The 14,074-nt window shown below is 51.3% G+C and carries 12 protein-coding genes; 6 read left to right on the top strand and 6 right to left on the bottom strand.

Annotated features, from left to right (window positions below):
• Nucleotides 1-162 precede the first annotated feature (162 nt).
• On the bottom strand, nt 163-1,785 hold the full coding sequence (locus NDI52_RS03115; RefSeq protein WP_190775138.1) for a radical SAM protein: 1,623 nt from the start codon (nt 1,783-1,785) through the stop codon (nt 163-165).
• Between the two features lie 990 nt (nt 1,786-2,775).
• Here NDI52_RS03115 and NDI52_RS03110 point away from each other — a divergent pair.
• Nucleotides 2,776-3,798 carry a tetratricopeptide repeat protein gene (locus NDI52_RS03110; RefSeq protein ID WP_190775139.1) on the top strand — a complete coding sequence of 341 codons (1,023 nt, stop codon included), beginning with the start codon at nt 2,776-2,778 and terminating at the stop codon, nt 3,796-3,798.
• A 236-nt stretch (nt 3,799-4,034) separates the two neighbouring features.
• On the opposite strand, the gene NDI52_RS03105 is transcribed toward NDI52_RS03110, so the two are convergent.
• On the bottom strand, nt 4,035-4,805 hold the full coding sequence (locus tag NDI52_RS03105; RefSeq protein WP_190775140.1) for a glutamine amidotransferase: 771 nt from the start codon (nt 4,803-4,805) through the stop codon (nt 4,035-4,037).
• 143 nt (nt 4,806-4,948) lie between these two features.
• Here NDI52_RS03105 and NDI52_RS03100 point away from each other — a divergent pair, with 143 nt between their 5' ends.
• The 5 genes from NDI52_RS03100 (at nt 4,949) to NDI52_RS03080 (ending at nt 10,189) form a co-directional block, all read left to right on the top strand.
• Nucleotides 4,949-5,221 carry a hypothetical protein gene (locus NDI52_RS03100; protein WP_190775141.1) on the top strand — a complete coding sequence of 91 codons (273 nt, stop codon included), beginning with the start codon at nt 4,949-4,951 and terminating at the stop codon, nt 5,219-5,221.
• A 270-nt stretch (nt 5,222-5,491) separates the two neighbouring features.
• Nucleotides 5,492-5,839, top strand: coding sequence for a hypothetical protein (locus NDI52_RS03095; protein WP_190775142.1), 348 nt, complete (start codon nt 5,492-5,494; stop codon nt 5,837-5,839).
• Nucleotides 5,840-6,381: 542 nt separating this feature from the next.
• Complete coding sequence (locus NDI52_RS03090) at nt 6,382-7,332, top strand: NAD-dependent epimerase/dehydratase family protein (protein ID WP_190775143.1); 951 nt, start codon at nt 6,382-6,384, stop codon at nt 7,330-7,332.
• Nucleotides 7,333-8,165: 833 nt separating this feature from the next.
• Nucleotides 8,166-8,450, top strand: a complete 285-nt coding sequence (locus NDI52_RS03085) for an RNA-binding protein (protein WP_190775144.1) — start codon at nt 8,166-8,168, stop codon at nt 8,448-8,450.
• Nucleotides 8,451-8,674: 224 nt separating this feature from the next.
• Complete coding sequence (locus NDI52_RS03080) at nt 8,675-10,189, top strand: GTP-binding protein (RefSeq protein WP_190775145.1); 1,515 nt, start codon at nt 8,675-8,677, stop codon at nt 10,187-10,189.
• A 317-nt stretch (nt 10,190-10,506) separates the two neighbouring features.
• Here NDI52_RS03080 and NDI52_RS03075 read toward each other — a convergent pair whose 3' ends face one another.
• From NDI52_RS03075 to NDI52_RS03060, 4 genes are all read right to left on the bottom strand, one after another.
• Nucleotides 10,507-11,220 carry a hypothetical protein gene (locus NDI52_RS03075; protein WP_190775146.1) on the bottom strand — a complete coding sequence of 238 codons (714 nt, stop codon included), beginning with the start codon at nt 11,218-11,220 and terminating at the stop codon, nt 10,507-10,509.
• Nucleotides 11,221-11,308: 88 nt separating this feature from the next.
• On the bottom strand, nt 11,309-12,349 hold the full coding sequence (locus tag NDI52_RS03070) for a fasciclin domain-containing protein (protein WP_199307744.1): 1,041 nt from the start codon (nt 12,347-12,349) through the stop codon (nt 11,309-11,311).
• A 118-nt stretch (nt 12,350-12,467) separates the two neighbouring features.
• On the bottom strand, nt 12,468-13,271 hold the full coding sequence (locus tag NDI52_RS03065; RefSeq protein WP_190775147.1) for an alpha/beta hydrolase: 804 nt from the start codon (nt 13,269-13,271) through the stop codon (nt 12,468-12,470).
• Nucleotides 13,272-13,291: 20 nt separating this feature from the next.
• Nucleotides 13,292-14,038, bottom strand: a complete 747-nt coding sequence (locus tag NDI52_RS03060; RefSeq protein WP_190775148.1) for a lysophospholipid acyltransferase family protein — start codon at nt 14,036-14,038, stop codon at nt 13,292-13,294.
• Nucleotides 14,039-14,074 lie beyond the last annotated feature (36 nt).

Below are 14,074 nucleotides of genomic sequence, written 5' to 3'. Positions count from 1 at the left end.
CGCGCATCCTTCAAAGAGGGAGTGGGGCCTATGCATCCCACTCCCTCTTTCTATAGCAATGTGCAAGTGCGTTAAGTGCAGAAACGGTGGTGTAGGGCACTTCGTGCCCTACACCACCGTACTTAATCAACGTGCACAGCGCTATATAGCTGAGCGTATGATTCATACAGCAATCGCTTGCCCTTGCTTTAAAGCATCAGCCCGATGCTTTAATAGTGTGGTCTTCGGCAGTGGCCCACGCAGATGATCCCAGGGGAGAACTTGATCAAGTACCCAGGACTCGTGGACATAGTACTCAAGGGGCGGTAATTGCCCTCGCATTTCCTTGAACGCTCGGCGATAACTGCCCAGGGTATCCCCGTAGTGGCGCACCTTCTCCAGAAGAGGTGCTAGACGGCGATCGCCCCGCGAAATCAAAGCCTGGATCACGGACCAGTTGTAACTCTCCGGTCGAAAATCAACTCCGATGGGGCGCAGATGCTTTTGCAGATACTTCAGCCGTTTCTCGGCCTCTGGATTCACCCCAAACCATTGAAATGGAGTGTGGGCTTTGGGCACGAAAGTACTACATCCCAATGAGAGACGTAGACCTGGTGCCGCTTTTTTGAGATCCTGCATCATCTGCACAGTAGCCTCCATGTCCTCTGGCGTTTCATCGGGAATTCCAGCCATACCATAGAGCTTCATAGCACTTAGCCCGCCAGCCTTTGCCTGTACCGCTGCCTCAATGACCTCCGCTGTGGTGAGCTTTTTATTGATCACTCGACGGAGGCGATCGCTCCCACTCTCGACAGCGATCGTGATGGAACGGGTATCATGCTTCACCAGAGTACGAGCCAGCTTTTCCGTCACCGTGTTGGTTCGCACAGAGGCAATGCTAAGGCGAACATCGTCATATTTCGGTTGATCTAAATAATTCAACAGGGTTTCAAATTCAGGGTGTTGCGTCACCGAAGCCCCAAGCAATCCTAAGCGACGAGTCACCGTCAAACCTTTTTCAATCGCTGGAATGAGAGATTGCTCAAGACTGGCTGTGCGAAAAGGAAGGGTCAGGTAACTGGCTAAACAAAAGCGGCACATCTCTGGGCAACTGCGCACCACTTCCACCATGAAAATGTTTTCCCAGGCCGCATGTTCTGTCACCACGGTAGAAGCCGACAGCACATTCCCCCGATAGGTTTGCTTCTCGACTTGAGTGGGGATGCTGGCATCAATAGGCTCGATGATGGCGATCGCCCCGTCCGGCACATCGTAGCTCACGTGATACAAGCTCGGTACATAAATTCCAGGCACTTGAGCCAGATGCCGCAGTTTTTCTATCCGGGATGCCCCCCGAACCGCCTGGTAGGCCGTTATCAATTCTGGCAGCAGTAACTCGCCATCTCCCAGCAACACAATGTCAAAGAAATCAGCGAAGGGCTCGGGGTTGGCCGTTAGTACGGGTCCACCGCCGAAAATAAGGGGATGAGAATCCTGGCGATCGCTCGCACGTAATGGAATTTCAAAGCGCTCCAGCAGGCCCAGAATATTGACATAGTCAAGCTCCCACGACACTGAAAAACCAAAAAGCTCAGGATGAGCCGGTAATGGCTCTGATTGGTCAGTGAACAATCGGCTAACATTCAGAGCCGGATGGCTGGCCAGAGTTGCCCAAACCACCTGATATCCCAGGCTAGTGATGCCGACACTGTACTCATTTGGGAACGCAAAAATAACCGGAATTGCGTTCGCAGCCGGGATGACAGGTTGAAATAACAATCGTTCAGCAGAAAACACAGAACTCACAAAAGTACCAGCAGGGGATGGAGATTCTTCTTCAGGCTACCACTGCGACTTGATTGTTGGGTTCTGCCCCTCTTGTGCACGAAGGGAGTGTACGTATAATTGCGGGAGAAAACTGGGCTATCTACAGCTCTTCTTCTCAAGATTGGAAACTTGATTTTTGAGCAGCATTCTTCCGTACATTTTCCCTCAATTATCCCTATTAAATTAAGAGATTCCGTGAAATTCGGTAGGCATCCAAAACTGCTATGGGTTAGACCCCTCATTATTTTATCCGCATAAGGAGTATTGTAGAGATAGGTTGCTACTTCACCTAGATCGGGATTAAAGAGGACAGGTTAACAGGTATATGCCTTGCTGTATAGAGGTTTGAGACCGAGAAAGGGTGAACAATATTAGCCCTAAATTACCGTGGATGCGATGAGCTCCTCAGTGGGTTACCAGCAACCGGGTAATGGCTACATCAGCACAAACGAAAGCAATTCAAGGTATGGCCTGAAGACATTACGAGATTTCTCGGATGATCTTCTCTGTACTTTATGAATTTACAAAAGACGATTTCAGAACATATACCGTATGAATTCACTGAATCTTTATGTAAACCTAAAGGAGTTAAAAAAGCTCGTTACCGTTATTCCATACTTCATCCCTTGGGTTTGACCTGAATCACCATTCTCTGAACTATTGGAAGGGAGGGTAGTCCAACAAAGGTGGATCACAAATTATTTCTAAGAAAATACTTTCAAAGTTTGGTACTGATTGTCCCTAGTTTCCCCGCTCAAAGCAGCGTTGGTTCATTTATCCTCTACTGATGTGAAATTTTAGAGTTCGTAGTAAATACTATCGGACAGCTATTACTAAACAGCTCATTTGAAGTAGGTACGATGCTGGGTGGTCGAAGCCAGCCCAGACGGAAAGGTTCCATCCATATCTCAGAAACCGCACAACCGTTATTCAACTCTTCATCTCAGCTATGGGGAGTGAGGTGAATCAATGAAAGAAGCCCACGAACTAAACCACGGAACCTTTGTTCCTGCACTCGAGCGGATGCGGGAGCCCTACGTGGAAACGCAGCAGCAAACCTCCACCGTTGCAGAGCCAGCCCTGGATGAGTTGCTCGAAAAGGCAATTGAGCAATACCAAATTCGTGATCTGGAGTCCTCTCTCTATAACTTTCAGCAGGTGCTGAGAGGATATCGGCAGCACCACGACCTGCAAGGGGAAGGCATGGCGTTAAGCGGTATGGGGCTGACGTTCTATGCCATGGGTCAGTATGCCGAAGCGATCGCCCACTCCTATCAAGCTTTAGCGATCGCCCGCCAGGTGATGGATCGGCGCACGGAGCGCCAAGCACTGGGCAACCTGGGCAATGCTTATCGCCACCTGAACGACTATCCCAAAGCCATTGAATATAAAGTTCAGAGCCTCAACGTCGCACGCGAAATTTGTGACCTGCGGGGTGAAATGGCCGCTTTGAATAACCTGGGTATGGCTTACAAGGCCATGGGAGACCATGCGGCTGCCATTCAATATTACGAGCAGAGTTTGCGGTTAGCTCAGGGATTAAAAGACGTCCAGGTTGAAAGCCAGATTTGGCGTAACCTGGGCAATGCCTACCACTCGCAAGCTAACTACAACAAAACCATTGAGTGCTATGAAGAATTGATGAAGCTAGCCCAGAGCATTAGCGATCGCCAGATGGAGGGCCAGGTACTCAAGAATCTGGCCAGCGCATGCTATAGCCTGGGCAACTACGAAAAAGCGGTGACCTACCACCGCAAGCGCATGGAAATTGCCCGCGCTCTCAATGACTATCGCAACGAAGAACAAGCCCTGGAAAGCCTGGGGGTGATTTACGATTCGATGGGTAACTATACCCTGGCGCTGGAATGCTACGAACAACGCCTGGCTGTAGCCCGCTTGATGGATGATGACCGATTGGAGGAGCAGGCGATCGCCAGCCTCAAATCACTTTGCTATCTCATCGGCGACTACGCCCGTGCCAGCCGTTATTAAATGCAAGCCCACCACAAATGCGTACAGTGCTTTTCAAGCGCTTAAAATTTGGTTGTTTTTGTGAGAGCCGCGCGGAGTGCGGCTCTCACAAAAACAACCGTGGTTGATTCAAGCACAAAGCGCTGTAAGTCCTGTAGCTTGGATGCCGTATTGGGCGTCGTGTGCCTCGCCTGCACCCAATACCCAAGCATCAGAGTCAGAGATCGTAGGTTTGCATCAGTGTTTGGTACACAAGCCTAAGCAACAAGGGCTTCTGGCTCTAACCAGCGACTTAAAAAGCCGTCTAACCATCGCTCTACCTCAGCACCGTAAAGGGTATGGGCTTGGAATTGAGCATCCCGAGACTGGGCTTCAGGACGCTGTAAATGGTCAGGTGGAGCCGCTGTTGTCCAACGATCGATCAGAGTTTGGGTGATTTCTGGGTGAAATTGAAGCCCAACGGCCATATCACCATAGCGAAATGCCTGGTTGGGGAAATCCTGATTACCCAGAGCCAGTAGGGTAGCCCCTCGGGGCAAATCAAACCCTTCGCGATGCCATTGAAAGACATGGCGTAGATTACCCAAATCACTCTGGCCTGCTGGGGTTGGAGCGATCGTGTTGTAACCGATTTCCATACGCCCTTCTGGGTGGGGTGCCACTTCAGCCCCCAACACTCGAGCAAGCAGTTGAGCACCCAGGCATATTCCTAAATAGGGTTTGCCTGCTTCAAGTAGGGTGGCGATCCAATCTAATTCTGTGCGAATGAAGGGTAGAGCCGTGTCATCGTTGGCACTCATGGGGCCACCAAACACGATCGCCGCGTCATAAGGATCAAAAGACGTAGGTAAATCATGGCCAATTGCCGGGCATCGCACGTCCAGATGGTACCCAGCCCGGTGGAGCAACTCGCCGACCAGGCCAGGACTGGAGGTTTCTTGATGTACCACCACTAAAACGCACCGAGCACAAGAGGAGTTTTGAGGGATTCCACCTAGCTTTGGGGAGGGAATATAGGGACTAGCCATCAGCAATTTATCGGAGGAGATCAGACAGGCCTGTGAACTATTTTAGGGTTACCGAGTACAGGCAAGTTGTACCGTTCGTGACGGTTAGTCTAGCGTATGAACGGGCCTGCCGCAGATATCACTCACAATCAGGGTTCTACGCAATGACGACGATGTCAGAACAGTTGACTTACACGTTGGTACAAAATTGCCTTAAGGAAGCAGTCTACGCAAGCCTGCGACGAGATCAGCAGCAACGCAGCCAGTATTTAAGCCTGGTAGCGGCTCGTCTACGGGAATTGCGCCAGGAGCATCGGATGGTCTTCCTGGGAAATCAGAGCAATGATCAGCGATCGCGCTATTTTGCCACTCGCGAACTCGCCCCCCTCTTTCAAAGCATCTCCCAGTACGCTCGCATCTCGCACCAGGTTCACTAATATCTGAGCCGGAGCGTAGAGAAGTGTCGCTACAATTCACGCTCCAAAAAATCGATTCATACAGGAAGTCTACTGATTCCTAAAGAGGGGTGGGAGCTGTATACCTACCCATCTCTCCAGGGAAACAGAAAACCTTTAATTTGTTTTTCAGAAGACACCAATCTCAAGATAGTCGCGGCAACCTGATTATTTAAGGATAATAGCCTCACCCTAGGTTAGCAGGCTGTTTCATCCCTCTTTAAAGTTCCTCATAATAGGTTGCTTTTGACTATGGAGTATACCTTTGACTTTGTGGGAATTACCCCAGTCCTCTCCTTTTTTAACCATCAACTCAATACCAGTACCCCTAAGAAGCGGCAAGGTGCAGCTTATTTAGCAAGCGATCGCTGTACCCTGGATGCCTTTCTAGAATCCATCGAAACCGTTCCACAAGAGCGGGGATGGAATTTGGATCGCGTGGTAGATAGCGTTATTGCTTTCTGGCTCCGCAATGGTGAGCAAGTACAACACTGGAAACGTCGCTTAGAAGATGCAGGTTCCGAAAACCTTCTGGTAGCAAGAGTTGCTGACTTCAGTGCCCTTAAAGCCGAGTTTGAGTCTCTGCTGGGCGAAAGTTGAAGCCCGGTAGGCAACAGGCAGAATTCTCCTAGCTGCTCCTTCTGCATCATGTCTAGCTTTTGCCACCCTGTATACAGTGGCAAAAGCGGGTTGCGGACTCTTACCAGCCCTCAGTGTTAAAAATCAACCTATGTTTAGAGGTGAGGATGCCAAGCACTCGCATCTCTAAACGTAGGCCGACTATCTAGTAAGCTGCGGCCTAAGTTCGCGACCTATGTTTTTGTGTGGGGTGCTTCGCACCTCACACAAAAACATAAGTGATGGATTTCCGCCTCAGCGTACTAGTGGGCCATTTGGCATGAACCTTACTATTGGCGAGCATTGTCCGCAACGCGTATAGGGTGAGCATTGTGCCCGCTCAGTTTCCCGGTAGGCAAGATGCGCACCCCATACGACTCAACCAAATTTGGTATTAGAGCACTTTTGCCACTGTCCCAGCGATTGCTTCCGTGAAGAGATGCCGAAGTGTACAATCAGGCTTTATTTGTAGGGATGTGGCCTGTGAAAGCGCTGCATCCGATTTCTTTTGGGGAGTGGGTTCAATGGGTACGAGCATAGTTACGGGGGCCGCTGGTTTCATTGGATCGCATCTGGTCGAAGCCCTGTTGGAGCAAGGGGAGCGAGTGATCGGGATTGACCATTTCAACGATTACTACGACCCTGCTCTGAAGCGAAAAAATATTATGGCAGCGGAAGCCCATCCTGACTTTCAACTCATCGAAGCCAGCATGGAACTCCTGAATTGGTCTGTTTTGCTGGAGGACGTTGATGTTGTCTACCACCAGGCCGCTCAAGCGGGAGTACGAGCCAGTTGGGGCGAAGGCTTCCGACTTTACACCGAGCGCAATGTGAATGCGACTCAAATTCTCCTGGAAGCAGCAAAAGAGGCTCCAAACCTGAAGCGCATTGTGTTTGCATCGTCGTCCTCTGTATACGGTGATGCTGAAACCCTTCCCACTCGTGAAGATCTGTGCCCTCGCCCGGTTTCTCCCTACGGCATTACGAAACTAGCCGCCGAGCATCTCTGCCGTCTATATGCCCATAACTTTGGGGTACCGGTGGTGTCCCTCCGCTACTTCACGGTCTATGGCCCTCGCCAACGCTCCGACATGGCTTTTCATCTGTTTATGAAAGCCATTCTCGAAAACCGTCCTATTCGGATTTATGGCGATGGTCAGCAAACACGGGACTATACCTTTGTCAAAGATGCGATCGCCGCTAATCTAGCCGCAGCCAGTTCTCCTGATGTTGCAGGAGAAGTTTTCAACATTGGGGGTGGCAGCCGAGTTGCTTTGATGGATGTCATTGACACCCTGGAGCAAATTACCGGTATTCCAATTCAGCGGGAGCATATTGAGCAGGCTCGGGGGGACGCGCGCCACACCGCCGCCGATACGTCAAAAGCAGCCCGCATGTTAGAATACAAGCCCCAAGTAACACTGGCAGAAGGGCTGGCCCAGGAATGGCAATGGATTCAAGCGTTGTATCGGTAAAGCTCACGTTGTAGTGAAGTAACGCTATCAATCCAAAGGCACCCCTTTATAGCGCTTTGCGCGTTACTTCAGTACGGTGGTGTAGGTCGCTAAGCGACCTACACCACCGTACTGAAGTAACGCAGTTGCACACTGCTCTATACAAGTCTGGTTCAAGAAGTATCCTATGCAGTAGTGCGCTGCACTACTGCATAGGATACTTCTTGAACCAGAGATCGTATTTGTCAGGCAAAGCCGAGAGTATTGAGCTTGGTTCGATGCTCTCGGTTGGTTAGGTGGGCGAACAATAAAGTTGGGATTGTGCCTCACCAAGCTATCGGTTTGATACCCAGTTTGTCGCAGGGTGAACATTCCATATAATCCTTTCCAACCGAGTGAGGTACGAGAGATGGATGTAGAACTTCGCCCACATCCATCTCTCGTACCTCACTCGGTCGGGAAATACTATAGATGTTCTTATAGGAACTAATTAGCTGTCAGATTTCTATCTTCAAATGCTGATATAGAAAAGTGTCTTAGAGGTGGTTTAGTTCTTAACTGGTTGTTAACCCCAGTTTTTAGAGACGCTACTGTTAGAGCTTTGCACCTAAATTTTTTGTTAAAAACGCTATATGGCTCATGCCTATATTGAACCCCTATAGAAATTGATAAATAACCTGAATTATTTTTAGGTAAATTGGCGCGATGTTTATTAACAGAATACTGCCATTTTTTAATGGATCAGCTATGATGTCAGCGAATGAAAAGTTCGGTTTGCGTTAAAGCAGTATAACCATATACATTTCTGCCAGTTCATTCCGAGCTGTTTCTTGTATCGAGGTTTGGAGAGCGCCGTGACTATTTACGTTGGAAACCTGTCTTTTCAGGCAACTGAGGAGGACCTGCGCGAAGTTTTCTCTGAATATGGAGAAGTCGTTCGAGTCAGCCTTCCGACCGATCGCGAGACGGGAAAAAAGCGTGGCTTTGCCTTCGTTGAAATGAAGGAAGATGCTAACGAAGATCAAGCGATCGAAGAATTAGATGGTGCTCAGTGGCTAGGGCGTGAAATTAAGGTCAATAAGGCTAAGCCACGTGAATTGAACAATCGTCCTGTGCGAAAGGTTGAAAACCTCTCGTAGAATTTAGGGCGATCGCCAACCTCCCATAAATGCCATCGTCAAAATCGACGATGGTCGCTGTACAGCGCCATTGTCCTCCGGCGGAGCGTTGTGCAAAGGGTAGGCTGCGCGATAATCTGAGCAGGTCCTGGTGTGGATAGCTGATTTCCGCATCCCATCCAGTTATTGGACTGGAACGGGATCTTAAGTGGCTCCAGGTTACCTGTTCGTGTTTATTCCATGCCATGTCGCGTTCACGGCTGCTGCAAATTATTGTAGGTTTACTCGTCATGCTGGGGCTTCTGCTCTGGCTGATTAGTACTCTGGCAAGCCTTCATGCGGGTCTGGCAGGGCTTTCACCTGTCCTGGCGGATCTGGCACTATGGGTTATTCTGGGCCTGATTGCCATTTTGCTGGCAGCTCTCGGCTATTATGCGTACCTGTTTTTTCGGCCCCAACGCCCTCGGGAACGGCCTCAAGTGCCTGAGGTAAAAGCCGAGGCAGCGGCAGAAAACCTGCGGGCTGTGCGGCAGCAAGTCGATCAAATTCAAGACGAAGTAGCCCGTCAGGCTTTTGAGGAGCGCAGTCGCGAAATTGAAGCCTACTTGGCTCGTGGGGAAATTCGGGTCGTGGTATTTGGCACGGGTTCCGCAGGTAAAACCTCCCTGGTCAATGCCATTTTGGGGCAGATGGTCGGGCAGGTCGGTGCGGCCATGGGAACAACTACTCAACCCCAAACCTACAAATTTCGCTTGCCTCACGTGGAACGCGAAATTTGGCTGACCGATACACCTGGCATCCTGGAAGCAGGAGTGGCAGGTACCGGGCGAGAGGTACAGGCTCGGGAGATGGCTTCCAACGCAGATCTGCTGTTGTTTGTGATCGATAACGACCTGCGGAAGTCGGAGTACGATCCCCTACGATCGCTCGCCGTTATGGGAAAACGCTCCATCCTGGTATTTAACAAAACAGACCTGTTTACGACCGAGGAACTGGAGGCCATTCGGCTGCACTTGCAACAACGGGTGCAGGGATTCATTGCTCCGGTGGACGTCATTGCTGTGGCTGCCAACCCGCCAGAGGTGCGGTTGGAGAGCGGCGATCGCTTCCAATCCGCTCCCGAAATTCTCCCCCTCTTGCGCCGCATGGCCGCCATCCTGCGGGACGAAGGGGAAGATTTGATTGCCGACAACATCTTGCTACAGTCACAGCGGCTAGGTGAAGAGGCGCGACAAATTTTGGACGCCCAGCGGCGGCGACAGGCTGAAGCCATTGTCGATCGCTACCAATGGATTGGAGCTGGGGTAGTTTCGGTGATGCCCCTGCCCATGGTGGATTTACTCGCCGCCGCCGCAGTCAATGCCCAGATGGTCGTGGAAATTGGCGAGGTGTACGGCTGCCAGATGAATTTGGAGCGCGGCAAAGAACTGGCCGTCTCACTGGCTCGCACGCTGGTAAGCCTGGGAGTTGTTCGAGGGGCGATGGAATTGCTATCCCTTGCCCTTCAGACAAATGTAGCGACATTCCTCGTAGGCCGTGCCATTCAAGGGGCCACGGCCGCCTACTTGATTCGCATTGCAGGCAAGAGCTTTATTGAATATTTCCGGCGGGATCAGGACTGGGGCGATGGCGGGATGAGCGAGGTGGTCGAACAGCAGTTTCAGCTAAACCGCCGAGATGAGTTTATTAAACTGTTTGTTCAGGAAGCGATCGCTCACGTCGTTACTCCCATTCGCGATCGTCTGGACAATAAGCAATAGGGGCAAAGCATAAATCTTACCCGTATCAAAACTCCTCACACCTATTTCACCTGAGCCGGGTTCAGTTTTTTGGAGGGGCGCAAAGCACGCCCCTCCAAAAAATTGAATGAGGTTATTGCTGTTAGGACTTACGCCAGTCCATATTTAACGCATTCTTGTTATGTGTGGTGTGCAAAGCACACCACACATAACAAGAATGCGTCAGCCCTGTCTGCAATAAGTCCTCTAACGCAGCAACTCTCGGCTTTAAAGCCCGAAAACCGCTCGCGTTAGGCGAGCGGTTTTCGGGCCGGATTCCAAAATGAGAGTTACTAGCTCTAACGCAGACTGGTGGAAGAACCGGAAGAACTACGGCTCAAGACAAAGTCCTCCTCTAGCCGCAAATCCAGGTCCGTGTCGGGTTCGATGACGTAAACATCGACCTCTTCGTTACGCCGAATCAGAACTTCTCCTAAGACCCCAACACCAGCTCCTGCCAGCACCTCTAAAAAATCGATGCTGCCAAAAATTTCGGACAATACAGCCGCAGCCGCAGCCCCAATAGCGGCACCGCGCAAAATATCGGGGTTGGTGCGACGGTCAATAGTTTGAGTTTCGGTAATGGCATCGGAGTACGCGACCAGGGGAATGGCGCGATCGGTGCCATCAGGCACCACCTCTGAGGCCACAAAGTATGTGCCTTCGTCCTCGTTGTCCTCATCCACTGGGCGCAATTCCCCACGGATAATACTGCCTTCGCGCAGTACGACAGTCCCCCGAGAAGAGCGCAGATCCTCTGCCAGCGTTAGCTCTAACTCTACCGTTTCTCCAGGCGCCACAATGACACGCTCAGCAGCATCATAGCGAACCGGGATCTCAGTCCCCGCAGGCAATCCAACCTGGCGACTGGGATTTTGAAATAGCTGAGCAACTTGATACGATTCGCGGGCCGCAGCGGGTAGACTGGCCACCAGGGGCAGTGAAGCGGAAGCGGAAACCCCAAGGGCCATAAACAGAGCAGCGGTCGGCTGCCAGATGCGTGTCGTCTGCATAATCCTGCTCTCAATGCATAGATCAGGAGACGTGGGGCGATCGCATAGGTTCCCCGGCGATCGCCCCTTTGGCTCTGAGAGCAGTTAGTTACAGCCCAGGTGCGGGTTGGGTAGTGTCAGAAGATGCCGTCCGAGACTGGAGTTCTTCGACCAGCCCTTGAGGAATCAGCACTCGGTTGATTGCGTGGATCACTCCATTGCTAGCGGGAACATCCGCCGTTACGACGCTGGCATCATTCACAATCACCTGATTGGGTTCAACCCGAACCGCCAGGCCACCATTCAACGTTTCAACCCCACCGGTTGTCAGCTCATCCGAGGTGACTGCCCCGGGCACAACGTGATAGGACAGAACTTGCGTGAGCAAATCCTGGTTTTCGGGTAACAACAATGCATTCAGAATATTGGGAGGCAATGCAGCAAAGGCTTCATCGGTAGGAGCAAACACAGTAAAAGGCCCGCTGCCTTCTAACGACTCTGCTAAACCTGCGGCTTGAATCGCAGAAACCAGGGTTTTAAACGAACCATTGGTACCTGCAACCTCGATCAGGTTACCCGGCTCCTGCGACACAGGGGGAGTTTGGGCTCCGGGGGTTTGCTCAGATGCAGGCTGTTGAACAGTGCCGGGTTGAACCCCACTTGGAGTTTGGCCACTACTGGGCTGCTGAACAGTACCCGGCTGTTGAACGGTACCCGGCTGCTGAACAGTACCCGGCTGAATCACACTCGGAGTTTGGCCAGTACTGGGTTGCTGAATGGCACCCGGTTGTTGAACAGTGCCAAGTTGATCAACACTTGGCTGCTGGACAGTATTGGGCTGATCAACGGTACCCCGTTGCTGAACGGTGCTGGGTTGATCAACGCTTGGCTGCTGAATTACATCAGGCTGCTGTACAGTACCCGGTTGGGTTGTAGTGGGTTGCTGTATAGTACCCGGCTGCTCGATTGCACTTGGTTGTTCGACAGTACCAGGTGCTTGAATGGGCATGGAATCCTGAGTAATGGGAGTAGATTCCGTAGATTGGGCAGACGAGGGAGCGGGAGTTGCAACGGCCGAGACTGTTGCCAGACCGAAACCACATAAACCCGCTAGAGCAAGCTGTTTGAGGGTTAAACGTTGGTGGGCCATAGTACCTCCGTAATTCTGTAAAGGTTCGTAATGCACCTGTAAAGGTTCGTGAAGTACATCACGCCCTTATGGTAAGCAGAATTACTTTTTTGTGAAGAGGATAAACCTGAATATCCCCTTAGCGGAGGAGTTTCGCCTCTGCCTCTGGAGCGAAAAAATTCTCGGCCTTGAGAATTTGGGCCAGGCAAATGTCTGTTTCTAGAAGACAAGCATGACCGCTGTGAGGTAGGACAACTTTGTGGGCATTCGGCAGGCGATCGATCAGACGATTCGCTTCATCAACAGAGGGGAGGAGGCGATCGCGAGCCGCTGCAATAACCAGGGTCCGTTGCCGTAATCGGTGCAGAGGCAACGCATCCAAATCAAAATCGGTCACGAGCGAGAGCCGCCAGGCAGCACTGGCTTGAGTGACCGAGTGCATAGCATCATAAAGTGCCTGACGATTTTCTGGAGATACCCGGTCAATGGAAATTAACCAGGGCACCAAACCATAACCTGACAGGTTAAACAAGGGGGGCGGAATTAAGCGAGCCAGATCCGAGCCATAACGCATCCAAAACTGGCGGCTAAAGGATGATGCTGGATTGACCAAAATCAAATAGTCAAAACTATCCGGCACATAGCGCGCCAATTTGAGAGCCAGACACCCGCCAAAAGACTCACCACACAGGTAAACCGGACGGCCAGGATTGGCTTCCTTCTCCTGCTTGATAAGTCGGGCCGTTTGCAGGGCCAGCCCTTCCCAACTCGACACATCATCGGGCGGAATGGATAGACACCGAACATCAAAATCTGCTTGTAGTCCCAACTGGTTCCGGTAGAGCTTCCCAGTCCCATCCATCCCAGGTAAAAAAACAAACAGTGGGACGTCCGAACGAGGAGGTGTCAGTTGCAGAAATCGAGAGGAAGTCAGCGCAGTCATTCAGGATACGGAGAAATGGGTTAGCGGAAGTAACGGCTCTTGCGTAATAGGTCGGCTATTTCATCGTTACATGCCCGGGTCAGTTCTTTAGCAAGACGCCCAGCCTGTTTACCGTTGTATTGCTGATGTTGTTCTTCAGAAATCCAAATGGGATTGCCAATGAAAACCTGTACTTTTTGGTACAGCACGAGGGGATGCCAACCTGGCTGCTGAAACATCGGTTCCGATGGGTCAAACCATTGGAAGAGTTGCAATGGGGCCATCGGATTCTGGCTTTCCTGGGAGGGGGAGATCGCAATGGGTAGCACCGCCAGATCCGACACTTCAGCCCGCAGGGCCAGGTGGGCAAACCCCCGATGAAATTCGTTGAAGGAATCTCGCGGAGGAACCTGAATCATGGGTTTAGCTCCTTCAGGAAAGATACCCACGGCTTGTTGCGATCGCAACAGATCCTCGGCTCGTTGAAAGAAACTTTTCTGCTGCCCGGGCTCATCCAGGGGTACGCAGCCCAGCGCCGTTACAATCTCGCGCAAACCGGGTACCTGGCTCATGTAGTGATGACAGGCAAATCGCACAGGCCGCCCCAGTGCTTTCATAAGCAAAGGCGCATCCATAATGCTGCGATGATTGCTGACCACTAACACGCGCTTGGTGCGGGGCAACCGTTCCCGGTGATACACCGATACCTCAACGCCCGAGGCAGAGAGAATCCAGTTTGAACAGGAAAGCGGATCAATGGGAATGGATAGCAGGGGAGACAGCAACATAGAGGAATGACCACCAGTCATAACACGTCCAGAGCA

It is taken from the genome of Leptolyngbya sp. PL-A3 (assembly GCF_039962325.1).
Taxonomy (GTDB): Bacteria; Cyanobacteriota; Cyanobacteriia; order Elainellales; family Elainellaceae; genus Vacuolonema.
The sequence above is the reverse complement of the archived record's forward strand: the minus strand, read 5'-3'. Positions and strand labels throughout refer to the sequence as shown.